The sequence below is a fragment of the Kineosporia succinea genome (assembly GCF_030811555.1).
Lineage (GTDB): Bacteria > Actinomycetota > Actinomycetes > Actinomycetales > Kineosporiaceae > Kineosporia > Kineosporia succinea.
This window is the reverse complement of the sequence record NZ_JAUSQZ010000001.1, coordinates 1,989,184-2,008,865: the sequence shown is the minus strand read 5'-3', so window position 1 is coordinate 2,008,865 and position 19,682 is coordinate 1,989,184. Positions and strand designations below refer to the sequence as shown.

Genomic DNA, 19,682 nt, shown 5'->3' with positions numbered 1-19,682 from the left:
CTCGGATCATCAAGCGCAACAGCAGGGTGCAACGCCGCTTCCCGGCCCGTCAAGAGGCAGGGGCCACGCGGACAGTCCAAGGCCCAGAAACGTCCAAAAGCAGTTCGACACAACAAAACGGGGGCGGGCAGCCGCAGCCGCCCGCCCCCTCGTCAGCGACCTACTTGATCCAGGCGTCGACCTTCGCCTGGTTCGCGTCGACCCACTTCTTGGCGGCGTCGTCGTAGTCGAGCTTGTCCTCGGCGATGTACTTGGCCACGAGGTTCTGGTCGTCGTTGGTCCAGCTGAAGTTCTTGACCAGCTTGGCCGCCGGGCTGTCCGAGGTGATGAACTCGGTGCGGGCGAACTTCAGCAGAGGCGTCTCCGGGTAGTCGCAGTCGACCTTCTCCGGGTCGGCGTCGCAGCCCTCCTCGTAGGCGGGCAGGTCGACCTTCACCAGCGGCACCTCGGACAGGAACCACTGCGGCGTGTAGAAGTAGCCCAGCAGCGGGGTCTTCTTCTCTTCCGCCTGGCGGAACGCGGTGATCAGCGCCGCCTCACTGCCCGCGTAGACCACCTTGTAGTCGAGGTCCAGGTTCTTCACCAGGGCCTCGTCGTTGGTGACGTACGAGGGGTCGCCGTCGAGCACCTGCCCCTTGCCGCCCGACTCCGACGTCTTGAACTGCGAGGCGTACTTGTTCAGGTTCTTCCAGTCGGTGATGTCCGGGTACTTCTCGGCCATCCACGGCGGCACGAACCAGCCGATCTGGCCCACGTTGCCGGTCTCGCCGACCTTCGTGGCCACCTTCTGCTCGTCCACGTACTGCTTCTCGAGGTCCGGGTGACCCCAGTCCTCCATGATCACGTCGATCTCACCGGAGGCGAATCCCTGCCAGGAGACCTCTTCCGTGAGGTCCTTGGTGTTGACCGTGCACCCGAGTTCCTTCTCGGCCACGTACTTCACCACGGCCACGTCGGCCTCGAACCCGACCCACGGGTTCACCGCCATGTTGACCGTGCCGCAGTCGCCGCCGGAACCCGAGCCGCCCGAGCTGCCGGACTCCACGGTCGCGCCACCACATCCGGCCAGAACCAGCGCGAGCGCGGCCACGCCCGTCCCGACCCGCCTGGCCTTCATCGTATGAAGCACTGTGTTTTCATCCTCCTGATGAGACGATCTCAGGCGCCGCGCCGGCGTTCTGCTGCGGCCTGAGTGATCCGGTTGAGCAGAATGCCCAGGATGACGATGGCGAACCCGGCGGTGAGCCCCTTGCCGAACAGCTCACCCTGCGAGAAGCCCGCCACCACGTCGTACCCCAGCGCGCCGGCGCCGACCAGGCCGCCGACCACGATCATCGCGAGCACATAACAGATGCCCTGGTTCGCCGCGAGCACCAGCGCCTGGCGGGCCATCGGGAGCTGAACCTTCCAGATGATCTGGCCGGCACTGGATCCCGAGGCGGTCGCCGCCTCGACGGTGGTGGCGGAGACCGCGGTGATGCCGTCGGCCACCACCTTGATCGCCACCGGCGCCGCGTAGAGCACGGCGGCCAGGATGGCGGTGAAGCGGCTCGCGGCGAACAGCGCCAGGAACGGCACCAGGTAGACGAACGGCGGCATCACCTGCAGCGCGTCGAGCACCGGCCGGATGGCCAGGTCGGCACGGCGGCTGCGGGCCATCCAGACGCCGAACACGACGCCGAGCAGCATGGTGGCGGCGGTCGCGATCAGGGTGGCGGCCAGGGTGGTCATGCTGTCCTGCCAGAGTCCGCTGCCGATCAACCCGGCCACGCAGAACGCGCTGATCACGGTGGTGCGCAGGTCGCCGAGCAGGAAGGCCAGCGACAGCACCAGGGCCGCCACGAGCCACCAGGGCGACTCGACCAGCAGCGTCTGCACCGGGTCGATGAGCAGCGTGGTGGTGCTGTCTTTCAGCTGCCCGGTGAGGTCGGAGAAGTGCAGCGTGACCCACTCGGCCGCGTTTCCGCTGATGCGGGCGATGTCGTTTCCGATGTTGATGTCGGTGGCACCCAGCGTGGTCGGGAACTCGGCGGCCCACAGGTAGGTGCGTGAGAGGTATACGGCGAACACCGTGAGGACGCCCGACACGGCGAGGACGGGGAGCCGGAGTCTCGAGGGGCGGCGGGTTTTCGAGCGGCTGATCGCGGTGGTCAGCCGGTCGAGCAGGATCGCCATCACGACGATCGCGAGCCCGGCGTTGAACGAGACCCCGACGTCGAGCGTCTGCAGCGACTTCAGGATGGTCTTGCCCAGCCCGGGCGCGTCGATCAGCGCGGCGACCGTGGCCATCGAGAGCGCGGCCATGATGGTCTGGTTCAGCCCGAGCACGATCGTGCGCCGGGACATCGGCAGCAGCACCCCGGTGAGGCGCTGGAAACTGGTGGAGCCCAGCGACTCCGAGGCCTCGACGCTGCTGCGCGGCACCGAGCGGATGCCGTGCGCGGTGTAGCGCACGGCCGGCGGCAGCGCGTAGACCAGGGTGACCAGCGTGGCCGAGGCCGGGCCGATCAGGAAGAGCAGGGTGAACGGCGCCAGGTAGACGAACGTGGGCATGGTCTGCAGGAAGTCGAGCACCGGGGTGACCACGGCACTGGCCCGGTCGTTCAGCCCGGCCCAGATGCCCAGCGGGATGCCGATGACCAGGGCCAGCAGCACCGCGCTCAGGGTCAGGGCGAGCGTGTCCATGCTCTCTTCCCACAGGCCCTGCATGCCGATGAACACGAAACCCACGGCCAGCAGCAGGGCTACGCGCACTCCGGCGAAGGCCAGGGCGACGAGCGCGAAGATCGCGACCACGCCGAGCCAGCCGATCACCGGCACCGGACGGCCGAAACCGGGCTGGGAGATGAGGTTCTGGAAGAGCGTGGTCAGCGCGTCGACGAACGCCCGGATCTCGTTGAAGAAGTAGAGGAAGATCGGGCTCTCGTTGCGGTTGCTCGAGACCCAGTGGTTGAGGTCGTTGAGCCGGCGGTGCAGGGCTGTGGTGTCGGACGGCACCAGGCCGAGGGTGTCGCGGCCGCGGAACACGGCGGCCAGCACCACGAACGCCACCAGCACGGCGGCGATGATGCGCCCCCGGCCGGGTTTCGTGACGGCGGCCCGGGAAAGGGGGAGAACGGTCACCGGACGCCCGCCACGATCGCGAGAATCTCCTCGTGGCCGACGATCCCGACCACTGCGCCGTTCTCGACCACGCGCACCGGCTGGTGGTTGCTCAGCACCAGGCGGGTCGCGTCGCGGATCACCGTGTCGGGGCTGACCTCCGGGCCGTCGGCCGGATCGGCGTCGGTGACCGGGCGCATGATCCAGCGCAGGGTGAGCACGTCGCCCTTGGGCACGTCGGAGACGAAGTCGCGCACGTAGTCGTCGGCCGGCGCCCCGACGAGTTCGTCGCCGGTGCCGATCTGCACGGGCTTGCCGTCGCGCATGATCAGGATGCGGTCGCCGAGCTTCAGCGCCTCGGACAGGTCGTGGGTGATGAACACCATCGTCTTGCCCAGTTCGCGGTGCAGCCGGATGACCTCGTTCTGCATGTCGCGCCGGATCAGCGGGTCGAGCGCCGAGAACGGCTCGTCGAACAGCATCAGGTCGGGCTCCACGGCCAGGGCCCGGGCCAGGCCGACGCGCTGCTGCATGCCGCCGGAGAGCTCGTCGGGGTAGGAGTTCTCGTAGCCGGCCAGGCCGACCAGCTCGATCACCTCGGCCGCTCGCTCACGCCGCTCGGCCCGCCCGGCGCCGCGCACCTCGAGGCCGTAGGCCACGTTGTCGACGACGCGCCGGTGGGGCAGCAGGCCGAAGTTCTGGAACACCATGGAGAACTTGTGACGCCTGAGCTCACGGAGGCGCTTCGCATCGGCCTCGAGCAGGTTCTCGCCCTCGAACACGACCGAACCGGCGGTGGGTTCGATGAGACGCGTGAGACACCGCACCAGCGTGGACTTACCGGACCCGGACAGGCCCATCACCACGAAGACCTCGCCGGGCGCCACGTCGAACGAGATGTCGCGCACGGCAATGGTGTTACCCGTGCGCTCCATGAGCTCGCGACGGGAAAGGGCGCACAGCTCCTCGTTGTTCGGTACGGTGGCGGCCTTGGGGCCGAACACCATCCACAGGTCGCGCACCGAGATCAGCGGTTTCCCGGCCGTGGTGGTGCTTTCGCCGGGCGTCACGGTCAGGTCCTGGCTGTTCTCGGTGACGGCGGCCATCGCTCACCCTTTCTGGTTTATGACAGTAGGGGCGAGGGGCCCGCGAGCTCTGCATGAGGTCTTGCGTCTCACCGGGGGACACACTGTGCCCGCCGCGAGGTCATGGTCAAGGTATGCCCCCGTTTCGGTGTGGTTAATCTAGCCAAAGCCGTATGTGAGGCTTAATTCCGCGGCCCAATCGTGACATGACCGAGAGTGGGTCATTCGGCGACGCAGAGTAGTGCGTGCGGATGTCCATCAGTCCTTTTCTGCATCCTGCGGTGCCTGGGTGGGGTCGTGGGGCCAATTGCGCCGAACGGTTTTCCGTCGCTCTGGTCGAAACCGCGTTGAACTTTATTGAAGTGAATGGTGGTGCCGGTAGTACGGCACCGGCTGCGGCTCGAGCGGTGCGGTGCCGCGGATCAGGTCGGCCGCCTTCTCGGCGAGCATGATGACCGGTGCGTAGATGTTGCCGTTGGTGACGTAGGGCATGACCGAGGCATCGGCGACGCGAAGCCCCTCGACGCCGTGCACGCCCATCGTCTCGGGATTCACGACGGCCATCTCGTCGGTGCCCATCCTGGCCGTGCAGGAGGGGTGGTAGGCGGTCTCGGCGTCGCGGGCCACCCAGTCGAGGATCTCGTCGTCGGTGCTCACACCCGGCCCGGGGCTGATCTCCCCGGCGCTGAACTCACCGAACGCGGGCTGGGAGAGGATGTCCCGGGCCACCCGGATCGCCTCCACCCACTCCCGCCGGTCCTGCTCGGTGGACAGGTAGTTGAAGCGCAGGGCCGGGGCCTGCCGCGGATCGGTGCTGCTGATCTTCACGCTGCCACGGGCGTCGGAGTACATCGGCCCGATGTGTACCTGGTAGCCGTGGTCGGCGGCCGGTGAGGTGCCGTCGTAGCGCACGGCCACCGGCAGGAAGTGGAACATCAGGTTGGGGTAGCTGACATCGTTGTTTCCACGGACGAAGCCGCCGGCCTCGAAGTGGTTGGTGGATGCCGGGCCGGTCTTGCGCAGCAGCCACTCCAGGCCGATCGTCGGGCGCTTGTAGAGCTTGAGTGACGGATTGAGTGAGACCGGCTGCTTGCAGGCGTGCTGCACGTAGACCTCGAGGTGGTCTTGCAGGTTCTCGCCCACACCGGGCAGGTCGGCCACCACGTCGATGCCGAGTTTCCTCAGGTCCGCGGCATTTCCGAGGCCGGAGAGCTGGAGCAGCTGCGGGGTGTTGACGGCTCCGCCGGCCAGGATCACCTCTCCCGCCTCGACCCGCCTCAGGCCCGTGCCGACGCGTCCCAGGGGCCCGTTGAAGGGAAGGGACCGCGTGTACTCCACCCCGACCGCGCGTCCACCATCGAAAACGACCCGGTGCACCATCGAAAGTGTGCGCACCGTCAGGTTTTTGCGGTGTTTCAGAATCGGGTGCAGGTAGGCTCGGGCGGCCGACAGGCGGCGGCCGCCCCGGATCGTGCGGTCGAAACGGTTGAAACCCTCTTGCCGGTAACCGTTCACGTCGTCGGTGAGCGGATGGCCGGCCTCTTGCACGGCCTCGAAGAAGGCCTGGAACAGCGGGTTCGTGGCCGGGCCGCGTTCCAGCTCGAGCGGCCCGTCGCCACCGCGCCACTCGTCTTCGCCCGCCAGGCAGTTCTCCATCTTCTTGAAGTAGGGCAGGCAGTGCGCGTAGTCCCAGGACCCCATGCCCGGGTCGGCGGCCCAGCGCTCGAAGTCGAGCGGGTTACCGCGCTGGAAGATCATGCCGTTGATGCTCGACGAACCGCCCAGCACCTTGCCCCGCCCGTGCGCGATGCGTCGCCCGTGCATGAAGGGCTCGGGTTCGCTCCGGTAACGCCAGTCGTAGAGCGGGTTCCCGATCACCATGGTCAGGGCCGCGGGCATGTGGATCAGCAGGTCCCAGGCGAAGTCCGAGCGGCCCGCCTCGAGCACGAGCACGCTCGCCGAGGAGTCTTCGCTCAGTCTGTTCGCCAGGACGCACCCGGCCGAACCGCCGCCGACGATGACGTAGTCGTACCGCTCGACCCTTGCCTCGGCCATGATGCCGACCTCCTGATGCGTGCTTGATGCTGTGGTGGTGGTTCCCGCCTACCATTCGTTGCGTCATGCGCACCGAGTTCCAGACAAAGCAACAGGCACAGTGAATCATCACGATTGGTGAGGGGTCTAGATGTCATCCCCGGCAACTCAGCTCGCAGTCGCCCCCGACGGCACTCCAGCGTTCGAGGGGACGCTCTACATCGGTGGGCAGTGGCGTGCGGCCTCGGCCTCCCGGCCGGTGCTGAATCCCGCTGACGGCAGCGAGATCTGCCAGGTGGACGAGGCTTCCGCCGATGACGTGCGGGATGCCGTGGCGGCCGCGCGGCGCACGTTCGACGCGGGGGAGTGGAGCGCGACGCCGGTCTCCGAGCGCAGTGCGATCCTGAACCGGGTGGCCGATCTGCTGCAGGCCAACCGCTCGCAGATCGCCCGGATCGAGACCCTCGACACCGGAAAGACCCTGCGGGAGAGCGAGATCGATGTCGACGACGTGACATCGGTGTTTCGCTACTACGCCGCCCTGGCGCTGGGGGATCCCGGCCGGCTCGTCGACGCGGGCGATCCGGCCGTCGTCAGCCGTGTGGTTCACGAGCCGGTCGGGGTCTGCGTGGCGATCGGGCCGTGGAACTATCCGCTGCTGCAGATCTCCTGGAAGGTCGCGCCCGCGCTGGCGGCCGGCTGCACCGTCGTGATCAAGCCGAGCGAGGTCACGCCGCTCACCACGGTGATCCTGGCGGGCCTGCTCGAGGACGCGGGGGTACCGGCGGGGGTCGCGAACCTGCTGCTCGGGTCGGGTGCGGTGGTGGGCGCGGGGCTGGTGGCCAGTGAAGACGTCGACCTGGTCTCGTTCACCGGCGGTCTGGACACCGGGCGCACGATCATGCGGACCGCCGCGGACACCGTGAAGAAGGTCGCGCTCGAGCTCGGCGGCAAGAACCCGCACATCGTGTTCGCGGACGCCGACCGGGAGGCCGCGCTCGATGCGGCGCTGACCGGGGTGTTCCTGCATGCGGGCCAGGTCTGCTCGGCGGGTACCCGGCTGCTGCTGGAAGACTCTCTGCACGACGAGTTCGTGGCCGAGCTGGTGCGGCGGGCGGAGCTGATCCGTGTCGGGCCCGGCCTTGATCCCTCGTCGGAGATGCCGCCGCTGGTGTCGGCGGAGCATCTGGCCAAGGTCGAGGGCTATGTCGCTCTCGGTCTGCAGGAGGGGGCGAAGCTGCTGACCGGGGGTGCGCGACTCTCCGCCGATCAGGCCGGGTACTTCTACCGGCCAACGGTTTTCGCCGGGTGCTCGCGGGAGATGCGGATCGTGCAGGAGGAGACGTTCGGGCCGATCGTCACGGTCGAGCGGTTCTCCTCGGAAGACGAGGCGGTCTTCCTGGGCAACGACACCCGCTACGGGCTGGCGGGCGGGGTGTGGACGTCGGACCGGGCCCGCGCGCACCGGGTGGCCGGGCGGCTTCGGCACGGCACGGTCTGGATCAACGAGTTCGGGCCCTACCTGCCGCAGGCCGAGTGGGGCGGGTTCAAGCTCTCCGGCACCGGGCGGGAACTGGGGCCCAGCGGGCTGGCGGAGTACCGGGAGGCCAAGCACCTCTACGAGAACACGGCCCCCTCGGCGCAACACTGGTTCTCCGGGGGCGCTTCCGCCTGACGACCGGAACGCCCTGGTCGGGTACGCATCCTCCGTATTCGACGTCAGGAGCGCCACGTGTCTTTCGCAGAAGCCGTCACCATCGTTCTCCGGCACAAGTACGCCACGTTCTCGGGCCGGGCCCGGCGGTGCGAGTACTGGTGGTTCTACCTCGCCGAACTGCTGGCGATCGGGGTGGTCTGGATCGTGCTGGGCCTCATCGCCTACCTCACCGAGGGGAGCGAGGCGGTCGGGGGGATCGCCGGGCTCGCGATCCTGGTCATCTACCTCGCGCTGCTGGTGCCCAGCACCGCGGTTCTGGTGCGGCGGCTGCACGACACCGGGCGCACCGGCTGGTGGTTCTGGATCAGCCTGCTCCCGTTCGGTGTCCTGGTGCTGCTCGTCTTCCTGGTGCTCGACAGTGAGCCGGGCAGCAACCGCTACGGCCCGAACCCGAAGGGCGTCGAGGGTGGTGAGGTGCGGCCAGGGGCCGGCTGGTGACGGCTGGTGACGGCTGTGGTGGGGTGCTGACACGACGATCTGGAGGAGGCTGTGCACCGGCACTGCCGGTGCACAGCCTGTCGACGCAGAGCAGCCGTGCTGCTCCGTTCGCCGCTGTCAGGGTGTCGGCACCGGGTGAAGGGTTGCTAGGTTCGCGCGGCCCTGACCATCCGCACGTCCAGATCACGCGTACGCCCTGACCACCTGTACGCCCTGACCACCGACATCATGGAGAACCCGCGTGTCGATCCAAGACGCCGTCAGAATCGTCCTGACGCAGAAGTACGCCACGTTCCAGGGCCGGGCCCGGCGGTCCGAGTACTGGTGGTGGTACCTGGCCTACGTGCTCGGGGTGTTCGCCAGCCTGATCGTGGTGGGAATCCTCGTCGCCATCCTCGGTGACAATGCCCTGTCGTCGGCCCTGCTCGTGCTCTGGTACGTCGTCGCGGTCTTCGGCTTCCTGGTGCCGAACCTGGCCGTCGGGGTGCGCCGTCTGCACGACACCGGCCGCTCCGGCTGGTGGTGGCTGATCTCGATCGTGCCGTTCGGCGGCCTGGTGCTGCTCGTCTTCATGGTGCTCGACAGTGAGCCGGGCTCGAACCAGTACGGTCCGAACCCCAAGGGTGCTGAAGGTGGTTACGGGCAGGGCGGTTACGGCCAGCCGGGGTATGGTCAGCAGGCCGGTTACGGTCAGCAGCCTGGATACGGGCAGCAGGCGGGCTACGGTCAGCAGTCCGGCTACGGTCAGCAGCAGCCGGGGTACGGCCAGCCGGACCAGCAGTACGGCCAGCAGCCGGGTTACGGCCAGAACCAGGGGTATGGCGAGAATCAGGGCTACGGCCAGCAGTCCGGCTACGGCGACCAGTCGGGCCAGTACGGTCAGCCGGGTCAGAACGGTCAGCAGGGTGAGAACGGCCAGCAGGGCTACGGGTCCTCGGGCAACGACAACTGGCGCTGACGCACCCGCTTCACCACGTCGTCCTGACGCACCGGAACCACAACGGCACGCGACCCCGTCACGGGTGGCGTGCCGTTGTTGTCGGGTTGTGACCATAAAGAGCATTTAGCCAGGTAGACGCGCATTCATACTTCTCCTGACCGATGGATGGCCGAGCCCGTCCGTCGTGCACACATCCCTCGCACTACGACGTCAGGAGTCGCAGCGTGTCGTTTTCAGAGGCCGTCAACACGGTTCTCAAGCAGAAGTACGCCACGTTCTCAGGCCGCGCACGGCGCTCGGAGTACTGGTTCTTCACCCTGGCCTCGATTCTGATCAGCATCGTCGCCACGATCATCCTGGTGGTCGGTCTGGTCGCCGGGCAGGACGCCCCGGCGATCGCCGTCATCGGCGGAATCATCTACGCCGTCATCTCGCTCGGGATGTTCATCCCCAGCCTGGCCGTGTTCGTCCGCCGGCTCCACGACACCGGCCGCACCGGCTGGTGGATCCTGCTCGGCATCGTGCCTTTCGGCAGCCTGGTGCTGCTCGTGTTCACCGTTCTCGACAGTGAGCCCGGCAGCAACGCGTACGGCCCGAGCCCCAAGGGTCTCGACGCCGGCTACGGCCAGCCGGGCTACGCCCAGGCCTGATGCCGAGTGCGCCGTCCCCTTCGAAGGGGGCGGCGCACTGTTCGTCTACGCGCCGAAATACCCCAGGCGTGAGCTGATCTCGGCCGCGCCGTCGACGAGCCGGGCGGCCACCGGCTCGAACCGGTCGCGGGTCAGCCGGAACGACGGCCCCGACGCACTCACGGCCGCGATCACCTGACCACTGCCGTCCCGCACCGGGGCGGCCACCGCGGTCAGGCCGATCTCGAGTTCCTCGTAGGTCGAGGCCCAGCCCCGGCCGGTCACCTCGACCAGTTCGGTGAGCAGCTCGTCCGGGTCGCTGAGGGTGTTCTCGGTGAGCGGCTCGAGCGGCATCGACAGGAAGTGCTTGCGCACCGACCCGTCGGCGAAGGCCAGCAGCACCTTGCCGCTCGAGGTGGCGTGCAGCGGGGTGCGCCGCCCGATCCAGTTGCGGGTCATCACCGACGCGTTGCCGTACTCCTGCAGCACGTTGACGGCGCTGTCGTCGTCCATGATCGCGATGTTGACGGTCTCGCCCAGCTCGTGGGCCAGGCGCTCGCACACCTCGCGGCCCTCCCGGCTGACCTCGAGCCGGCCCGTGGTGGCCGCCGCCAGACGCAGGACACCCAGGCCGAGGCGGTACTTGCCGCGATCGCCGACCTGCTGCACCAGGTCGCGGCGTTCCAGCGCGGTGACGAGCCGGAAGGCCGTGGACTTGTGCACGGCGAGTTCGGTGGCGAGTTCGGTCACCCCCAGCTCGCCCCGCCGGGCGAGCAGGTCCAGCACCATGAGTGCCCGGTCGACGGACTGCACCTGTGAGGCGTCGCCTCCGGCGCGGGTCGTCTCCGCCATGGCTGAAACCATAGCTGCCCACCAGTAACCCCGTTATGTCTTGACGCGCGGTATCCATCGGCCGCACGCTGTTGCATATCGCACTTCGTGTTGTGCAAGACGCAACAAGCGCACCACCTTCTCCCTCCAGGTCCTTCGTCTTGAGATGAGGCGTGCCGTGATTCGGGTCTGTGCGGTCGGGGATGTCCCCGAGGGTGAGGCACTGCGGGTCGAGCAGGGGCCCGACGGTGTTCCGTTAGCGGTGTTCAACGTGGGCGGGCGGCACTACGCCGTCGACGACACCTGCACCCATCAAGACGCGTCGCTCGCCGACGGGTACGTCGAGGAGGCGGACTGCGCGGTCGAGTGTCCGCTGCACGCCAGCTGCTTCGATCTGCGCACCGGGATGCCGAGCGGTCCGCCCGCGCGGGTGCCGGTGCGCACGCACGCCGTGCTGATCGAGAACGGTGAGGTGTTCGTGGCGCTGAGGCCGGCCGACTCGGTGTCCGCCTCCCTCGCCTAGCCTCTGGTGCGTGAGCAGTCCTGATTCGTCCTCGGCCGTGGAGCGGAAAGCGATGACAACCGAGCACCCCTCGCCGGCGGTGGTTGCCGTGGTCGGAACCGGCCTGGCCGGTCTGTCCTCGGCGCGGGCCCTGCGTGAGCTGGGGTTCACCGGCCGGATCGTGCTGATCGGAGACGAGAAGCACGAGCCCTACGACCGGCCGCCGCTGTCGAAGGCGTTCCTGGCCGGGGAGTGGGACCCGTCGAAGATCGCGCTCGGGCTGCCCACCGACGCCGGGCTGGATCTGGACTGGCAGCTGGGGCGGCGGGCGGTCGGGTTGCGGGCCGACGGCGCGGGTCCGGGCTGGCTGGTCGAGCTCGAGGGCGGTGACAGTGTGCGGGCCGACGGCGTGGTGATCGCGACCGGAGCACGCGCACGCTCGCTGCCGGGGGTGAAGCTCGACGGGGTGCACACTCTGCGCACTCTCGACGATGCGCTGGCGCTGAAGGCCGAGCTGGTGCCCGGAGCCCGGCTGGTGATCGTGGGCGGCGGGTTCATCGGGGCCGAGATTGCCTCCACGGCAGTCACTCTCGGGGTCGACGTGACGCTGGTCGAGGTGGCGCCGGTGCTGCTGGCGGGGCCCTTGGGGGCCGAGGCGGGGGCGGCCCTGAGCCGGCTGCACGCCTCGCACGGCGTCGGGGTGCTCGCCGGGGTGGGGGTTTCGGCGCTCGGCGAGGGCTCACCCGGTCGGGTCGGGTCGGTCTCGCTGGCCGACGGGCGTTCACTGCTTGCGGACGTGGTGGTCGTCGGCATCGGTTCGGAACCGAATGTCGAGTGGCTGGGTGGGTCGGGCCTGGAGCTCGACGGGGGTGTGCTCACGGACGAGGCCGGCCGCACCTCGCTGGACGGGGTCGTGGCCACCGGCGACTGCACGGCCATGCACCATCCCTTCGCGGGAAAGATCATGCGGCAGGAGCATTGGACCCATGCGGCGCAACATCCGGCCCAGGCGGTGGCGGCGCTGATCGGTGTGCCGGCCCCGGCCGTCGCCCCGGCGATGCGGGTGCCGTACGTCTGGTCGGAGCAGTACGGCAAGCATTTCCAGTTCGCCGGGCACCATCAGCCTGGCGATGCGGTGGAGGTGGTGGACGGCGATCTCGACGGCGAGGCGTTCACCGTCGTCTACCGCCGTGACGGGGAGCCGGTCGGCGTGTTCGGCGTCGGTCAGCCCAAGGTGTTCGGCCGGTGGCGGCGAGAGCTGGCGAAGCGTCTCGCCTGACCGGTTCTGCTCTGTTCTTCTGACCGGCAGCGGTTTTCGGGCTGCGCGGATCCCTCGACAGGAGTCGACATGACCAGTGTCAGTCTGCCACCGAGCCTCGTGGCGACGCTGCCCGGCAACATCTACGCCGATCCCGCCGTCTTCGCGCTGGAGCAGGAGAAGATCTTCGAGCGGATGTGGTTCGCGGTCGCGCGGTCCGCCGAGCTCGCCGGCGCCGGAGCGTTCGTCACCAAGCAGGTCGGCCGCGAGAACGTGCTGGTCGTGCGGGGGCGCGACCAGAAGCTGAGGGCCTTCCTCAATGTCTGCCGTCACCGTGGGGCCCGGCTGTGCTCGGAGGAGTCCGGGGCGCTGCGCCGCAACATCCAGTGCATGTACCACGCCTGGACCTACGGCCTCGACGGCAAGCTCGTGGCCGCCCCGAACCTGACCAAGATGCAGGACATCGACCGCGGCGAGTACGGCCTGATCGAGGTGGCCCTGCGCGAGTGGCTGGGCTACGCCTGGGTCTGCCTGGCCGACGAGCCCCCGTCGTTCGAGACCGACGTGATCGCCGCCGCCGACGAGAGGCTCGGCGGTGAAGGGCTGATCGGGGGCTGGCAGGTGGACGACCTGTCCGTCGGCCGTCGCATCACCTACGACGTGAAGGCCAACTGGAAGCTCATCATCGAGAACTTCATGGAGTGCTACCACTGCGCCACGATCCACCCCGAGCTCACCGAGATGCTGCCCGAGTTCGCCGGGGGCTACGCGGCCCAGGCGTTCGTGGGGCACGGCGCCGAGTTCCGGGAAGACGCCTCGGCCTTCACCATCGACGGCTCCGGCGGCCACGAACGCATTCCGGGCGTCGACGAAGACCACGACCGCCGCTACTACGCCATCACCGTGCGCCCCCAGGTCTTCATCAATCTGGTGCCCGACCACGTCATCTTCCACCGGATGTTCCCGATCGCCGTCGACCGCACGATCGTCGAGTGCGACTGGCTCTACCTGCCGGGCGTGGTCGAGTCGGGGGCCGACCTCACCCGCTCGGTGGAGCTTTTCGACCGGGTGAACCGCCAGGACTTCGAGGCCTGCGAGGTCACGCAGCCGGGCATGTCGTCGCGCGCGTACCGGGCCGGCGGGGTGCTGGTGCCGAGCGAGCACCACATCTCGGAGTTCCACGAGTGGGTGCAGGAGCGCCTCGCCGGTTGACCTGCTGCGGGATGGCGGTCGCGCTCTCGCGCCGGTTTCCGGCTGTCCGTCCCCGGCTGCTTGTTTCCGGGCGCTGGTCGCCGGTCGTCTGCTTCTGGCTGCTTGTTTCCGGGCGCTGGTCGCCGGTCGTCTGCTTCTGGCTGCTTGTTTCCGGGCGCTGGTCGCCGGTCGTCTGCTTCTGGCTGCTTGTTTCCGGGCGCTGGTCGCCGGTCGTCTGCTTCTGGCTGCTTGTTTCCGGGCGCCGGTCCCCGGCCGTCTGCTTCCGGCCGCCCGTGTGCTGAACATCGGTGGTGCGTCGGTGGTGTGTCGGAACTGCCACGTCGGGGCGCGTGTCTGCCGTCTGCTTAAACCGCGGAGTCGCCCGTGCCCAGAACCCTTCCGTCGGTGAGCTGGAACCCGTCGGCGGTGCGGGCCTCGACCAGGCCGCCGCCGTACTGCTGCTCGTACAGTGCGGCGTAGGCCCCACCGAGCTCGAGAAGGGTTTCGTGGCTGCCCTTCTCGACGACGCGGCCGGCGTCCATCACGAAGATGACGTCGGCCGAGCGGATCGTGCTCAGCCGGTGCGCGATCGCGATCGTGGTGCGGCCCGCCATCAGGGGTTCGAGGGCGGCCTGCACCCGGCGCTCGCTGACCGTGTCGAGGGCGCTGGTGGCCTCGTCGAGCAGGAGCACGCGAGGGTCTTTCAGCAGGACCCGGGCAATGGCCAGCCGCTGTTTCTCGCCCCCGGACAGCCGGTATCCCCGCTCACCCACCACCGTGTCGTAGCCGTGTTCCAGTTCGAGGATGCGGTCGTGGATGAACGCGGCCCGGGCCGCGGCCTCGATCTCGTCGTCGGTGGCCTCGGGACGGGCATAGGCCAGGTTGTCGCGCACCGTGGCGTGGAAGAGGTACGTCTCCTGGGTGACCATGCCGATCGCCCCGGCCAGCGAGTCGAGCGACAGCGTGCGTACGTCGTGGCCGTCGAGCCGTACCGCGCCCGAAGTGACGTCGTACAACCGTGGGATCAGGTAGCTCAGCGTGGTCTTGCCCGCTCCGCTGGCCCCGACCACCGCCGCGAGTTGCCCCGGCAGCACCGTGAGGTCGAGCCCGCGCAGGGCCCAGCGCCGGGTGCCGGAGGTGTCGGTCACGGCGCCGTCGGGGGAGGAGGGCACCGTGGCGGTCTCGATGGGGAACATCGGGTCGCCCGGGCCCCCAGAGGTGGCGCGGTCGAGCGAGGTGGCGCCGTTGTGGGAGGTGGCGCCGTTGTGAGAAGTAACGCGGTCGTGGGAGGCAGCGTGGTCGTGAGAAGTGGCGGGGTCGTGGGAGGCAGCGCGGTCGTGAGAAGTGGCGCGGTCGTGGGAGGCAGCGTGGTCGTGGGAGACAGCGTGGTCGTGGGAGACAGCGTGGTCGTGGGAGGCAGCGCTGCTGGGGGAGGCAGCGCTGCTGGGGGAAGTCGTGCGGCCGTGCGGGGTGGCGCCGTTGTGCGAGGCGGCGTTGCCGAGGGAGCTGGCGTCGTCGTGCGGGATGGCGGGCGAGGGGGAAACGGGCTCGTCTTCGATGTAGCTGAACCACACGTCGTCGAGTTGGATCTCGCCCTTCACGTCGACGGGGTCGAGGCGCACCGGACGTTCCGGCTCGACGATCTCCGCCCGCAGGTCGAGGTAGCCGAACACCCGCGAGAACAGGGCCAGGCTGCTCGACACCTCGGTGCTGGTCTGCAGCACCTGGCCGATCGGCATGAACAGCCGCGACTGCAGCGTGGTGAAGGCGATGATCGTGCCCGCGCTCGGCCCACTGCCGTTGGACAGCTGCAGCCCGGCCACCAGATACACCAGCACCGGCGTGATCGAGAAGAACGTGGAGACCACCGCGAAGAACGCCCGGCCCACGATCTGCTGCCGCACCTGCAGGTCGGCGAGCTTCTCGTTCTGGCGGTGGTAGCGGTCGGCGTCGCGGTCCTGCCGGCCGAACACCTTGGACAGCAGGACCCCGGAGACCGACAGCGACTCCTGGGTGATCGCGCTCATCTCGGCCAGGGCCGTCTGGGTGCGGCCGGTGATGTCACGGCGGATGCGCCCCACCCGGCCGGTGAGCCAGACGAACAGCGGCAGCATGACCAGCGACAGCAGCGTGAGCTGCCAGCTCAGTACGAACATCGCGATCAGCGTGGAGATCAGGATGACGCTGTTGCTCAGCAGAGTGCTGGCGGTGTCGGTGATGACGGTCTGCAGGCCGCCCACGTCGTTCTGGAGCCGGCTCTGGATCTCGCCCGTGCGCGTGCCCGTGAAGAACCGCAGCGACAGGCTCTGCAGGTGGCTGAACAGCTTTCCGCGCAGGTCACGCATGATCTGCTGGCCGACGAAATTGGTCTGGTAGGCCTGCACCACCCCGAGGGCGCTCGACGCCGCCGGCACCGCGACCATGATCGCGCTCAGCGTGAACAGCAACGGCAGGTCGGGCCCACCGCTGACGAACAGCGCCTTGTCGAAGATCTCGCGGATCAGCAGCGGATTCGCCACCCCGAGCCCGGCCGTGACCAGGATCAGCAGCGCCACATAGGTGACCCGCCGCCGGTAGGGACGGAACAGTGCCACCACCCGTCGCAGCAGCGCGCGGTCGGCCGCCGCGGCCTTCAGCCCCGCGGCCGCCTCGGACACGGTGGCTCCCGGATGCCGCCCCGCGTGCCCGTGCCCCCGCATCCCCGGCGCACCGGAACCAGCACCGGAACCGGCAGCACGAGGACCACCGGATCCACCAGCCCGACCAGAGCCGTCGGGGCCGCCGGAACCACTCGGGCCGTCCGGCCCCCCGGGGGAACCGGAGTCACCGGGCGCCGTCGCACCCGTCCTTGCCGTCCGCTCGCTCAACGTCGCCCCTCCCGTCCTGCCCAGATGCCGTGGAAACCCGCGAACCCGTGGAAACCCGCGAACCCGCGAACCCGTGGAGCCCACGAACCCGTGGAACCCACGAACCGTGAAACCTGACCGACCCACCGAATCCCGGCCGTCCCGACGACCGTACCGGGCACCCCCGACAATTTCGCGCCGGAGGTGCCCCTCCCGCACGGGTGCTCAACGCGTCCTCAAGCACTGATCTTTCGCTGTTCACCCAGGGCCGAACCGCCGCCCGCGGGCAGGTGTGCCTACGATCAAGGAGTGACGGACGACGTGAAGATTGGCCTGGCCGGTTTCGGATTCGGCGGGAAGTACTTCCACGCCCCGCTGATCGCCTCCGCGCCGGGCGTGGAGTTCGCCGGTGTGGTGACGAAGTCTCCCGAGCGGCAGGCGGAGGTGGCGGAGCTCTACCCGGGCGTCCCCACGTTCGCCTCGCTGGCCGACCTCAAGGCGGCGGGTGCGCAGGCGGTCGCGATCTCGACCCCGGCCGACACCCACATCCCCCTGGTGCACGAGGCGATCGAGCTGGGGCTCTCGGTGGTCTCCGACAAGCCCTTCGCGCTCAAGAGAGAAGACGCGCTGGGCGCGGTGGAGGCCGCGGAGAAGGCGGGCGTGAAGCTCTCCGTCTACCAGAACCGCCGCTGGGACTCCGACCTGCTCACGGTCAAGAAGCTGGTCGAGACGGGTGAACTCGGCAGCGTGCACCGGTTCCAGTCCCGGTTCGAGCGCTTCGAGCCGACCACCAGGCCCCCGGCGGCCGGCGGTGGCATCCTGCACGACTTCGGCAGTCACCTGGTCGACCAGGCCCTCTACCTGTTCGGCCCGGCGGCCTCGGTGTACGCCGAGCAGAACGGCGAACTCGACTTCTTCGTCGCGATCAAGCACGTCAACGGCGTCAGCTCGCACCTCATCGGCAGCTGGCTCGAGGGAGCTCCCGGTCCGCGCTACCGGGTCACGGGTTCTTCCGGCTCGTTCGTGCTCGAGAAGCCCATGGAGGGCCAGGAGCACCAGCTGCTGCAGGGCCTCAACCCCCAGACCGCCGGTGACGCCTGGGGCGTGGAGCCGGAGTCGGACTGGGGCAGGCTCTACCGCGCCGACGAGCCGACCGCCGTGCCCACCGAACGGGGCAGCTGGGACACCTACTACCCGGCCTTCGCCGCCGCCGTGCGCGGAGAGGGCCCCGTGCCGGTCGACCCGCGCGACGCCGTCGCCTCCACCGAGGTTCTCGACGCGGCCCGCACCAGCGCCGCGACCGGGCAGGTCGTAACGCTCTGACCAGAGCCGTACCCTGACCTCCGTGAGCTCACCCGACAACCCCGGAGTCACGGTACGGATCCTGCGCGAGGAAGACGCCGAGCCGCTCGCCCGGGCGGTCTCGGCGAACCGCGCCTTTCTGCAGCCGTGGGAACCGATCCGCGACGAGTCGTACTTCACCACGCTCGGTCAGAGCCGCCTGATCGACGACGCGCTGCTGCTCTACGCGGGCGGCGTGCTGCTGCCCTGCGTCATCCTCGTGCGGGGCGAGCTGGTCGGGCGCATCAACATCAACAACATCGTGCGCGGCGCCCTGCAGTCCGGTGACGTCGGCTACTGGGTGGCCGAGTCGCACGGCGGCCGCGGGGTGGCCACGGCCGCCGTCACCGGCATGCTGAAGATCGCCTTCGACAGCTTCAACCTGCACCGCATCGCCGCCAGCACGATGGTCAGCAACGTGCGCTCGCAGCGGGTGCTGGCCAAGACCGGGTTCGAGCGCATCGGCCTGGCCCCGGACTTCCTCTACATCAACGGCGCCTGGTCCGACTCGATCCTGTTCCAGAAGATCAACCCGGACTACTACGGCTGAGGGCCCAGAGCCTAGGAGGCCGGGACCTCGAACGCCCGGGCCAGCGGCACCCCCGGCCGGTAGGCCAGGTGCAGGTACGACGGAGCGTTCAGCACGGTCAGGTCGGCCCGGGCACCCACCCGGATCCGGCCCACGTCGCTGCGCCGCAGGGCCAGGGCCCCGCCGAGCGTCGCGGCCCAGAGTGCCTGCGCCGGGCTCATGTTCATCTCCCGCACGGCCAGCGCGATCACCAGCGGCATCGACGAGGTGAAGCAGCTGCCCGGGTTGCAGTCACTGGCCAGCGCCACCACGGCCCCGGCGTCGAGCAGTCGCTGGGCGTCCGGGTAGGGCGAGCGGGTGGAGAACTCGACACCCGGCAGCAACGTGGAAACCGTTCCGGTGACCGGGTTCTCCACGTCCACGAGGCGACCGGCCGCGCCCAGGGCGGCCACGTCGTCCTCAGTGAGGTGGGTGCAGTGGTCGACGCTCGCCGCGTCGAACTCCGCCGCGATCCGCGCCCCCGGCCCCTCGGAGAGCTGGTTGCCGTGCACCCGCAGCGCGAGACCCGCTTCGGCACAGGCCTTCAGGATCGTGCGGGTCTCGTCGCCGTCGAACGCGTAGGCGCTCGCGGGCTCGCAGAACACGTCGGCCCAGCGCGCGTAGGGACGGCAGGCCTCGAGCATCTCGCCGGCCACCAGGGCCACGTAGTCGTCACGGCGGTCACGCATCGAAGGGGGGACGACGTGCGCACCGAGATAGGTCACCTCACTGGTCACCTGGGCGGCGATGCGCAGGGCCCGCACCTCCTGCTCGACGTCGAGCCCGTAGCCGCCCTTGATCTCGACCGTCGTGGTTCCCTGCGAACGCATTTCGGCCACCAGGCCGCGCACGTGCGCCAGCAGGTCTTCGTCGGAGGCGGCCCGGGTGGCGGCCATCGTGGTCGCGATGCCCCCGCCGGTGTACGGCTCGCCGGTCATCCGGGCCGCGAACTCACCCGCGCGGTCGCCGGCGAACACCAAGTGCGAGTGCGAGTCGACGAAACCGGGTACGACCGCGCGACCTTCGAGGTCGGTCGTCGAGTCGGTCGCCGGAGCCTGCGCGGAAGGTCCCACCCAGGCGATCCTCTCGTTCTCCAGCACGACCGCGGCGTCGTCGAGCAGACCCAGCGCCGAACCGTCACCGACCGCGGGGTCGTTGGTGACGAGCTGGCCGATTCCGGTGACCAGGTGACTCACGGGG

Annotated in this window: 16 protein-coding genes and 1 pseudogene; 10 read left to right on the top strand and 7 right to left on the bottom strand. The window is 69.1% G+C overall.

The window, feature by feature from the left end:
- Positions 1 to 160 precede the first annotated feature (160 nt).
- The 4 genes from J2S57_RS08855 to betA all read right to left on the bottom strand — a co-directional run bounded on the left by J2S57_RS08855 (position 161) and on the right by betA (position 6,242).
- Entirely contained in the window at positions 161 to 1,117 is a 957-nt protein-coding gene (locus J2S57_RS08855; RefSeq protein ID WP_307240400.1) for an ABC transporter substrate-binding protein, read from the bottom strand.
- Between the two features lie 41 nt (positions 1,118 to 1,158).
- A complete protein-coding gene (locus J2S57_RS08850; RefSeq protein WP_307240398.1) occupies positions 1,159 to 3,123 on the bottom strand; it encodes an ABC transporter permease in 1,965 nt (654 codons plus the stop codon).
- Positions 3,120 to 4,208, bottom strand: a complete 1,089-nt coding sequence (locus J2S57_RS08845; protein WP_307240396.1) for a quaternary amine ABC transporter ATP-binding protein — start codon at positions 4,206 to 4,208, stop codon at positions 3,120 to 3,122. The genes J2S57_RS08850 and J2S57_RS08845 overlap by 4 nt, the downstream gene beginning before the upstream one ends.
- 333 nt (positions 4,209 to 4,541) lie before the next feature.
- Entirely contained in the window at positions 4,542 to 6,242 is a 1,701-nt protein-coding gene (betA, locus tag J2S57_RS08840; RefSeq protein WP_307240394.1) for a choline dehydrogenase, read from the bottom strand.
- A gap of 130 nt (positions 6,243 to 6,372) precedes the next feature.
- On the opposite strand from betA, the gene J2S57_RS08835 reads away from it, so the two are divergent.
- From J2S57_RS08835 to J2S57_RS08820, 4 genes and pseudogenes are all read left to right on the top strand, one after another.
- A complete protein-coding gene (locus J2S57_RS08835; protein ID WP_307240392.1) occupies positions 6,373 to 7,896 on the top strand; it encodes an aldehyde dehydrogenase family protein in 1,524 nt (507 codons plus the stop codon).
- A gap of 57 nt (positions 7,897 to 7,953) precedes the next feature.
- The gene (locus J2S57_RS08830) at positions 7,954 to 8,376 is read left to right on the top strand and encodes a DUF805 domain-containing protein (protein ID WP_307240390.1); all 423 of its coding nucleotides are present in this window, start codon (positions 7,954 to 7,956) and stop codon (positions 8,374 to 8,376) included.
- 241 nt (positions 8,377 to 8,617) lie between these two features.
- Positions 8,618 to 9,010, top strand: a pseudogene (locus tag J2S57_RS35320) (DUF805 domain-containing protein); the annotation flags it as partial.
- Between the two features lie 530 nt (positions 9,011 to 9,540).
- Positions 9,541 to 9,966 carry a DUF805 domain-containing protein gene (locus J2S57_RS08820; RefSeq protein WP_307240386.1) on the top strand — a complete coding sequence of 142 codons (426 nt, stop codon included), beginning with the start codon at positions 9,541 to 9,543 and terminating at the stop codon, positions 9,964 to 9,966.
- 45 nt (positions 9,967 to 10,011) lie between these two features.
- On the opposite strand, the gene J2S57_RS08815 is transcribed toward J2S57_RS08820, so the two are convergent.
- Positions 10,012 to 10,797: an IclR family transcriptional regulator gene (locus J2S57_RS08815; protein WP_307240384.1), complete on the bottom strand. Its 786-nt coding sequence runs from the start codon at positions 10,795 to 10,797 to the stop codon at positions 10,012 to 10,014.
- A 157-nt stretch (positions 10,798 to 10,954) separates the two neighbouring features.
- On the opposite strand from J2S57_RS08815, the gene J2S57_RS08810 reads away from it, so the two are divergent.
- The 4 genes from J2S57_RS08810 to J2S57_RS08795 all read left to right on the top strand — a co-directional run bounded on the left by J2S57_RS08810 (position 10,955) and on the right by J2S57_RS08795 (position 14,029).
- Positions 10,955 to 11,299, top strand: coding sequence for a bifunctional 3-phenylpropionate/cinnamic acid dioxygenase ferredoxin subunit (locus tag J2S57_RS08810; RefSeq protein WP_370882451.1), 345 nt, complete (start codon positions 10,955 to 10,957; stop codon positions 11,297 to 11,299).
- A gap of 10 nt (positions 11,300 to 11,309) precedes the next feature.
- Positions 11,310 to 12,557: an NAD(P)/FAD-dependent oxidoreductase gene (locus J2S57_RS08805; protein WP_307240380.1), complete on the top strand. Its 1,248-nt coding sequence runs from the start codon at positions 11,310 to 11,312 to the stop codon at positions 12,555 to 12,557.
- A 69-nt stretch (positions 12,558 to 12,626) separates the two neighbouring features.
- On the top strand, positions 12,627 to 13,748 hold the full coding sequence (locus J2S57_RS08800) for an aromatic ring-hydroxylating oxygenase subunit alpha (protein WP_307240378.1): 1,122 nt from the start codon (positions 12,627 to 12,629) through the stop codon (positions 13,746 to 13,748).
- Positions 13,749 to 13,759: 11 nt separating this feature from the next.
- Complete coding sequence (locus J2S57_RS08795; RefSeq protein WP_307240376.1) at positions 13,760 to 14,029, top strand: hypothetical protein; 270 nt, start codon at positions 13,760 to 13,762, stop codon at positions 14,027 to 14,029.
- Positions 14,030 to 14,092: 63 nt separating this feature from the next.
- On the opposite strand, the gene J2S57_RS08790 is transcribed toward J2S57_RS08795, so the two are convergent.
- Positions 14,093 to 16,384, bottom strand: a complete 2,292-nt coding sequence (locus J2S57_RS08790) for an ABC transporter ATP-binding protein (protein ID WP_307240374.1) — start codon at positions 16,382 to 16,384, stop codon at positions 14,093 to 14,095.
- Positions 16,385 to 16,882: 498 nt separating this feature from the next.
- Here J2S57_RS08790 and J2S57_RS08785 point away from each other — a divergent pair, with 498 nt between their 5' ends.
- Complete coding sequence (locus J2S57_RS08785; RefSeq protein WP_307240371.1) at positions 16,883 to 17,896, top strand: Gfo/Idh/MocA family oxidoreductase; 1,014 nt, start codon at positions 16,883 to 16,885, stop codon at positions 17,894 to 17,896.
- 22 nt (positions 17,897 to 17,918) lie between these two features.
- Positions 17,919 to 18,464 (top strand): GNAT family N-acetyltransferase, encoded by a 546-nt coding sequence (locus tag J2S57_RS08780; RefSeq protein ID WP_307240369.1) that lies wholly within the window; start codon positions 17,919 to 17,921, stop codon positions 18,462 to 18,464.
- Positions 18,465 to 18,475: 11 nt separating this feature from the next.
- Here J2S57_RS08780 and hutI read toward each other — a convergent pair whose 3' ends face one another.
- Positions 18,476 to 19,678, bottom strand: a complete 1,203-nt coding sequence (gene hutI / locus J2S57_RS08775) for an imidazolonepropionase (RefSeq protein WP_307240367.1) — start codon at positions 19,676 to 19,678, stop codon at positions 18,476 to 18,478.
- Positions 19,679 to 19,682 lie beyond the last annotated feature (4 nt).

Bases quoted from the DNA above. Each gene is read 5' to 3' on its own strand.
- J2S57_RS08855 (WP_307240400.1), bottom strand. From the start codon at position 1,117: ATGAAGGCCAGGCGGGTCGGGACGGGCGTGGCCGCGCTCGCGCTGGTT.
- J2S57_RS08845 (WP_307240396.1), bottom strand. From the start codon at position 4,208: ATGGCCGCCGTCACCGAGAACAGCCAGGACCTGACCGTGACGCCCGGC.
- betA (WP_307240394.1), bottom strand. From the start codon at position 6,242: ATGGCCGAGGCAAGGGTCGAGCGGTACGACTACGTCATCGTCGGCGGC.
- J2S57_RS08835 (WP_307240392.1), top strand. From the start codon at position 6,373: ATGTCATCCCCGGCAACTCAGCTCGCAGTCGCCCCCGACGGCACTCCA.
- J2S57_RS08815 (WP_307240384.1), bottom strand. From the start codon at position 10,797: ATGGCGGAGACGACCCGCGCCGGAGGCGACGCCTCACAGGTGCAGTCC.
- J2S57_RS08800 (WP_307240378.1), top strand. From the start codon at position 12,627: ATGACCAGTGTCAGTCTGCCACCGAGCCTCGTGGCGACGCTGCCCGGC.
- J2S57_RS08795 (WP_307240376.1), top strand. From the start codon at position 13,760: ATGGCGGTCGCGCTCTCGCGCCGGTTTCCGGCTGTCCGTCCCCGGCTG.